Here is a 6,610-nt window from a genome sequence, read left to right on the forward strand (position 1 = left end):
GTTTTGTTAGGCAGATAAACAAAGGAAATATGTAGGTAAGACGGAAAATAGGCAGGATAGGGCCTAAAATCTGCAGACAAGGAAATCATTTTGGCAGGTAAGAAATAATTAGATGAAAAAGGTAATAAAAAAACCGTATCATGATCTAGGATTTGGAAATAAGTCGATGATTTGTAATTGTTAATAGAAAAAACAGTGGAATGCTTAACCACTGCTTAATTGGGGTACCCATCTATTAATGTGCTTTTTCAAGTGCCAGTTTGATCCCGAAACCAATTAGAATGGTTCCAGTTATACCTTCCATCAACATTTGGGTCTTAGGTTTTTTCATAAAAGTACGAATCTGGTTAAGCAGGTAGATATAGAACAAAAACCAGAGTGCAGTTAACAGCGTATAGGTGATTCCCATGATGAGAAACGGAAGAAAAGAATTGCTTCCGGAATCTACGAACTGAGGCAGGAAGGTTAGGAAAAATACGGCTACTTTTGGATTTAGGAGGTTGGTCAGGAACCCCTGCTTAAAACAAGATTTGTTATCATACTTGCTCTCAGCAGTCATTTCGGTGGCTGCTGTTTTGTTGTGCCTTAACGCCCATAATGTCTTGATTCCTAAAAAAACTAAGTAGACCGCACCGAAGTATTTGAAAATAGAAAATACAAAAGCTGACTTTACGATAATCGCTGAAAGTCCGACAACCGCAGCTAGGGTATGAATAAGTAAGGCGCAGCAGGTACCAAACATCGTTCTAAACCCGCCGGTTCTTCCCACTGTCAGCGTATTTTTTGTCGCGATGGCTGTATCAGGGCCAGGTAAAAGAATTAGTAAAATACACATAATCACAAACAAATAGAAGTTCTCCATGATAATCAGCACCTTCCGAGCAAAAATTGTTAAACTTAATTTAACATAAAAATTTTGAATTTTGTTTTATTTTTTAAAAATAGTTTGTAACTTTTTGCCGTTTCGTTTGTCATTAGTAATGGGAGGGGAGAGAGACATGACAGATCCGCTTGAAGAAATGTATCAGGCATATAAAGATCCGGTTTTCCGTTATCTTCGCAACATGTGCCACAGCCGTACGATTGCCGAAGAATTAACGCATGATACGTTTATTAAGGCCTTCAAGGGATTTAGCCGGTTTCGTGGTGAGTCTTCCCTGAAAACATGGCTTTTTAAAATTGCGCGGAATACTTATTTGAACGAGGTAAATAAATTTTCAAAAAAGAACGAAATTACATATGCAGAGCCGGAGCTTCAGTCCGGCGGAACAATCCGTAACATCGAAACAGAAATGATGGTAAGACAAACTTTTCAAAAGCTGACGGAACAAGAAAAGACGCTTTTGGTTTTACGAGAACAAGGTTTTTCGCTTAGTGAGATGGGAGATATCCTAGGTCAGTCAGAAGGCAGCATTAAGGTCGGAATTCATCGGGCGAAGAAGAAATTTAAAAAATACTATCTCGAAGGGGAGGGGGAATGAAAGTGAAGCTGAATTGCAGCTTGGTAGAAGATTTGTATCCTTTGTATGAAGAAAATGAATTGAGAGCAGAAAACCGCCGGGCAGTGGAAGAGCATTTACAGCACTGCAGGGAGTGCAGGGAATTATATCAAGAGGGTTCTGGTTTTTCAGAGTTATCTTATTCCACTGAAGAGACATTACCAAAGGAAGTCGATGACAGAATCCTAATTCGCTTCAGACTAAGAAGGATGAAAATGATTGCCGCCCTTCTCGCTGCCGTCATTATTGTAACTGGAATCAATCAGTATGCTGCGAACCGTGAAAAAGTTGCTACTCTTTTGGATGGTGTTTATCTATATGCGGAGTCACTGAATGAACTAGCTCAAAATGCATATGAATTAGATAATAACGACCAGCTTCTATCCTATGCAGCGGAGGATGTTATGGTTTTAGACGAGGAATTGAATTGGTTTGAACGTAAAAATGCCCCTCTACTTGTTAATAGCCAGGAGCTGGATGAAATGGCTGCAACCCTTAGAGAGCGGAAAAACCAGGGTCTTGAGGATGCAACGGACCTTAGGGCGATAGAACTTTTACAAACGTATGCCAGCACTCTTTTTAAGCACGTCGGGAAGGAATATAATGAATTCCATCATGGCTATAGTTCTTATTTTGAGTTTTTAGATACAGAAGGAATCGGGAATCCAATAGGCAAGATAGATGAACTCGCTTTTTTTTATAACAGGTACCACAAGCTTCCTTCCGAGATGAAGCTGTTAAAAGAGAAAAATCTCAAAGAGATTATAAGAACGGCCTTGAATGCAAAGAATGGCAAGGTTAAATTTGAAAAAGTGAATGATCAATATGGAATGTATAGGTTTGACCTTCAACAAGGAAAAACCAAAATCGACGGTGAAATTGACGGCTATTCCGGAATTATTATAACTGCATTTAATTATGGGCATCAATTAAATGACCAAAAGCCTCTGGAACAGAGGGAGGTCATGAAAAAAGCAGAACAAATGCTTAAGTCGATTTACGGGAAAACCGCGGCCTTTGAAATAAAGGTTGAACAAAACATGGATGAGATAGAAGGACAGCCGAATCTTTATCGTTTTAGGTTCACTCCCCTTGCAGGAGAATACAAGCTGCACTGCCCACTGGGTGAGCCGTTTGTCATCGAATTTGATGCAGGATCCGGTGAATTTTTCATGTTATCGGCCCAGCCAGCACTTCAATCCAGAGAGTTATTCTCGAAAAATTATCAGGAAAAGCTAAGTCAAGCTTCACTCGAAACCAAGGCAGAGCTAATTTCAGATGAAAAAGTCAAAGCCAGTAGAACTGGCATCATTTACTCAACTGTTTCTGCCGACTATGTTCTTGTCCATATTTTTGAAGGGAAAGAAAATCGGATTTATATCAATGCCGAAACTGGCATAGTGGAAAGACCCTATTTTTCTATTCATTAAGCTTTTGTAATATCTGTAAAAAATTTCATCTAAAAGCCCCTCCCGCATGAGAGGAGCTTTTCTTGGATTACGATGAAAAGGTGATTTACAAACCTTTTACCTAGAAAACTCGCCCTGTTCAATAAAAGAACGAAGGTCATTTTCTACGTTTTCACTTACTGCATTTTTCCCGCCAAGGATTTCAAAACGAGGTGTTTCATACATTTCAAAAAAGTATTTTGCATCTTCATGTAAATATTCGGAGGGAGTAAGTAATAATGGACTTTGGAAAGTCGCCGCTAATGGTGCTCCTGCTAAAGCATCGGCAAAATTAGTGCCTGTAGCAACGAAACCTATTTGGTAGTCCCCGAAATTGTAATCAAAGAATTCAGCTACTTGTGCAGAAGTTTCGTAACGATTGTTTCCACTAATACGTATGACTGAGCCTAGTTCGTTAGCAATGGTATCGGACACAACGTTTTCTCCGCCAATGATAAAGAAATCATCGTAATTGTATGAAATATCCAAGGTCTCTGGAGGAATGAAATCACTTTCTGTTAAAAGAATCGGTGCACCTTCATAGGCAGCAATAGGTGATATCGAAAGAGCATCAGGGAAGTTTCTTCCGTTTACAATATACGCAACGCTTTCTCCAAATTGATTCTCTAATCGATCAGCAATTTGAGCAGCGGTATCAAAACGATTGCTGCCTGCAATCCGTTCCACTTGCAGTCCCATTACATTTTTCACGTAATTCTCTACATCTTGTGAAATGACTTCCGTTCCGCCGATAATGGTTACTTTCTTTGGCTTCGAATCTAAAATGAAATTTTTAACAGATTGGGGAATCTGAGTTTTACGTGTTAACAAGATTGGTGCGTTCATTTTTTTAGCCAATGGACCAGCGGCTAATGCATCTGGAAAATTCTCACCTGTTGCTAAAATGACTTCATAAGTACTTAAAGCCCAACGATAGGCGAGTTTAACCGAAGTTTCATATCGGTCCTCACCTGATAATCGGGTTATCGTTCCCTCGTTGTAAGCAAGTTGTAAGAAGTATTCATGCTCACCAACTAACGAAGGTTTCGCACTAACATGAATGTAATAAGTTCCGGGGCTGACGACTAGTCTATTACTGTTTGAGCCATAAGCCAGCCCAACTGATAGCAGTTCACCTGCTTCGTTATAAACAGATGAATTAATCTGAAGATAAGCAGAGGGTTCGCCAAGATTCCCCAAATTCACAAAAAGTTCACCTCTTTTTGGTACTGTAACTTTGTAGAAATCTTGATCCTCACTAGAAATAAATCCACCAAAAAGATCTGTATCATTAATTGGCATTGCTTCTTCAAAGCTATTATTCGGTTCGGTTTCCATGATGGTTCCTTCAAACCCTGCATAGGTTGGGCTGGCTAGGCTGGTTCCGAGCAGAATAATCATAGAAACAAGAAAAAGTAATTTCCTTTTCATTCCTATATTCCCCCAATATTTGTCATCTACTATTATTCTACCAGCAAGAAATATAAAGGGAAACAGAGTTTTAAACTATTAATGTTAAAGAAAATTAGAAGAAGATTTTGAGGAAGCTGCATCCAATGTTGTAGATTTATTAAATACATCCGATTGTTCATAGATTACCAAATTACTCAAGTAACGGGAAGCTAGAGCTAAAGATCTAGCTACCATTCCTGGGCAGCCTTTTCTTTGTATGTCGAGCAATTTTGGTTCAAGTTGTCCATTTCTGTATAATAAACTTAGCAAAGAGCCCTGTAACGATATAAAAAACAAATGAATAGATGTATTTCCATTTTAAATAGGTAACCGTTCCAAGCATAACGGAAATAGGCTCTCCCACAAATGCAAAAATAGCAGCTTGGCTAACAAGGGCAATAATGAATTTTTTCCATGTAGGAAAATATTGAAATATCAGCATACAGGCCACTGGAATCATGGAGAAGTCAAATGGAAGGGCAAGAAGACCAACAGGTACAAAACTAATTGGATAAATCCAAGCACACAATTCACTGCCCAGATCATCAGTAAAAGTGGTAATAAGGATAACAATGAGTCCAAAACTCCAGATTTGAAGAATACGGTCTCGATCAAGAAGTTTCATAAATATCAACCAAGGTCCTACTAAAGTGATGACAAGAAACCACCATCCCATAGTAAATACAGAATGCGTTACCCAATTTTCAATAGCCAAAGTGGCGTATCTTTGTTGTAATACCATTAACTCCCTAACAGTCACATCCATATCCGCCATCTCCATTTTTTCTTACTAGTGTTTCAATATTCTTTGTTTATCATGCAACCCTAACAACCGTTCTTTTCAAGAATAAGGTAATGAAGCTGAAAGAATAGGATGATTGTTTTATAGACCATCAATATGCCACTTCTTTGTAAAAAAAGATGCCAGTAACCTTTCACAAATTGGAAGGTCCCTGGCATCGTTATTAATGTCTGGTAAATTTGTATTTTCTCAAAGATATAAATAAGAAAATTCCAAGAGAAACAATGGTCCACATGAGTGAGATCGCCGGATCCATATTTGTGACAACAAATATGGATGGGATGTCACCAAAGGCAGAGTCATCCATTGTGATGAACCACCCCAATAGCATATTATTTGCTGCGTGCGCGCCAATCGACAATTCGGCACTGTTCGTTTTTACCGTGATATAACACCAAATAAAACCAGTTAACAAATAATTTGCTCCAACCAAAATGGGTGAATACCCCATCTCAGGATTGGTGAAATGGAGTGCGCCAAAAATCGCGCCTGCTAGTAGAGATAAAAGAAAAGGTATGCGAATCCATTTTCCGAACAACTGCAAGAGATATCCTCTGAAAAATAATTCCTCACAGGTCGTTTGAAGGGGAGTTAATACCAGAACGAGAACAAATAAAACCAAAAAATCGGAAACTGTGACATCGTTAAGTAAGTAATCCCCGGTGTTTAGGATGGAATCGATGACGGAAGTCAGACCCAGAATAACAAAGAAGGTAATAAATCCAAAACCTATTCTCTTCCAATCTATCCTTCTATTGGGCGTAATGAGCGATGTAAATTTGCGTTTATGAATGAAACGAATACTGACAAAAAGACCCAAAAGCCAAAATAAAAATTGTGAATTCATCAAGGCAAAATAAAGTAACGGATTAATTCCCACATAATCCTCTTTTTCAAAATCAAAATAGGAATTAGGATTTCCGTCCGTATTAACGATCCACTCACTAATGATGATATAAGGCAGCGACCCAACAAAGATTAACAGTATAATGACAATAAGTGAAGATGAATACCGCTTCCAGCTATTCTTGCCTTCTTTTACTTTAATAAAATCCAATTTCTATAACACCAACATTCTAGTAGTTTTGAAAAAACACATACAGATTATCACACTATTGGATATATTAGTCAATTGCGAACTACTAGTTTACATAAAAGAGCATATAAATACGTAATGGTGAGGTGATTGTATGAACATAGGTAGAGAGTATTTGAAAACGGTTATCAAACGCTTTACGGAAGCAAAAATAACCACTGAAAAAGCAATAGAGCAATTGACCGAAAGCGAATTATTTTGGTCACCGAATGAAGAGTCCAATAGTATCGCGATTATTATCAAACACATGAGTGGTAATATGGTATCTCGCTGGACTGATTTCTTACACACGGATGGGGAAAAACCCGACCGT

At 38.3% G+C, this 6,610-nt stretch carries 7 protein-coding genes; 3 read left to right on the top strand and 4 right to left on the bottom strand.

What is annotated here, in order from left to right:
• Positions 1-235: 235 nt before the first annotated feature.
• Positions 236-862 carry a LysE family translocator gene (locus tag CHI06_RS06470; protein WP_095247608.1) on the bottom strand — a complete coding sequence of 209 codons (627 nt, stop codon included), beginning with the start codon at positions 860-862 and terminating at the stop codon, positions 236-238.
• Between the two features lie 136 nt (positions 863-998).
• On the opposite strand from CHI06_RS06470, the gene CHI06_RS06475 reads away from it, so the two are divergent.
• Entirely contained in the window at positions 999-1,481 is a 483-nt protein-coding gene (locus CHI06_RS06475) for an RNA polymerase sigma factor (RefSeq protein ID WP_179292546.1), read from the top strand.
• 2 nt (positions 1,482-1,483) lie between these two features.
• Positions 1,484-2,929 carry a zf-HC2 domain-containing protein gene (locus CHI06_RS06480; protein ID WP_179292547.1) on the top strand — a complete coding sequence of 482 codons (1,446 nt, stop codon included), beginning with the start codon at positions 1,484-1,486 and terminating at the stop codon, positions 2,927-2,929.
• A 96-nt stretch (positions 2,930-3,025) separates the two neighbouring features.
• Here CHI06_RS06480 and CHI06_RS06485 read toward each other — a convergent pair whose 3' ends face one another.
• The 3 genes from CHI06_RS06485 to CHI06_RS06495 all read right to left on the bottom strand — a co-directional run bounded on the left by CHI06_RS06485 (position 3,026) and on the right by CHI06_RS06495 (position 6,258).
• Positions 3,026-4,378, bottom strand: coding sequence for a cell wall-binding repeat-containing protein (locus tag CHI06_RS06485; protein WP_095247611.1), 1,353 nt, complete (start codon positions 4,376-4,378; stop codon positions 3,026-3,028).
• Between the two features lie 256 nt (positions 4,379-4,634).
• On the bottom strand, positions 4,635-5,165 hold the full coding sequence (locus tag CHI06_RS06490; protein WP_095247612.1) for a CBO0543 family protein: 531 nt from the start codon (positions 5,163-5,165) through the stop codon (positions 4,635-4,637).
• 199 nt (positions 5,166-5,364) lie between these two features.
• Positions 5,365-6,258, bottom strand: coding sequence for a CPBP family intramembrane glutamic endopeptidase (locus tag CHI06_RS06495; RefSeq protein WP_095247613.1), 894 nt, complete (start codon positions 6,256-6,258; stop codon positions 5,365-5,367).
• A 133-nt stretch (positions 6,259-6,391) separates the two neighbouring features.
• Between CHI06_RS06495 and CHI06_RS06500 the strand changes: the two genes are divergently transcribed.
• Positions 6,392-6,610: DUF1572 family protein (locus tag CHI06_RS06500; RefSeq protein ID WP_142300931.1), on the top strand; the 219-nt coding region annotated here is incomplete at its 3' end.

This window comes from Bacillus sp. 7884-1 (assembly GCF_002272245.1).
Taxonomy (GTDB): Bacteria; Bacillota; Bacilli; order Bacillales; family Cytobacillaceae; genus Neobacillus.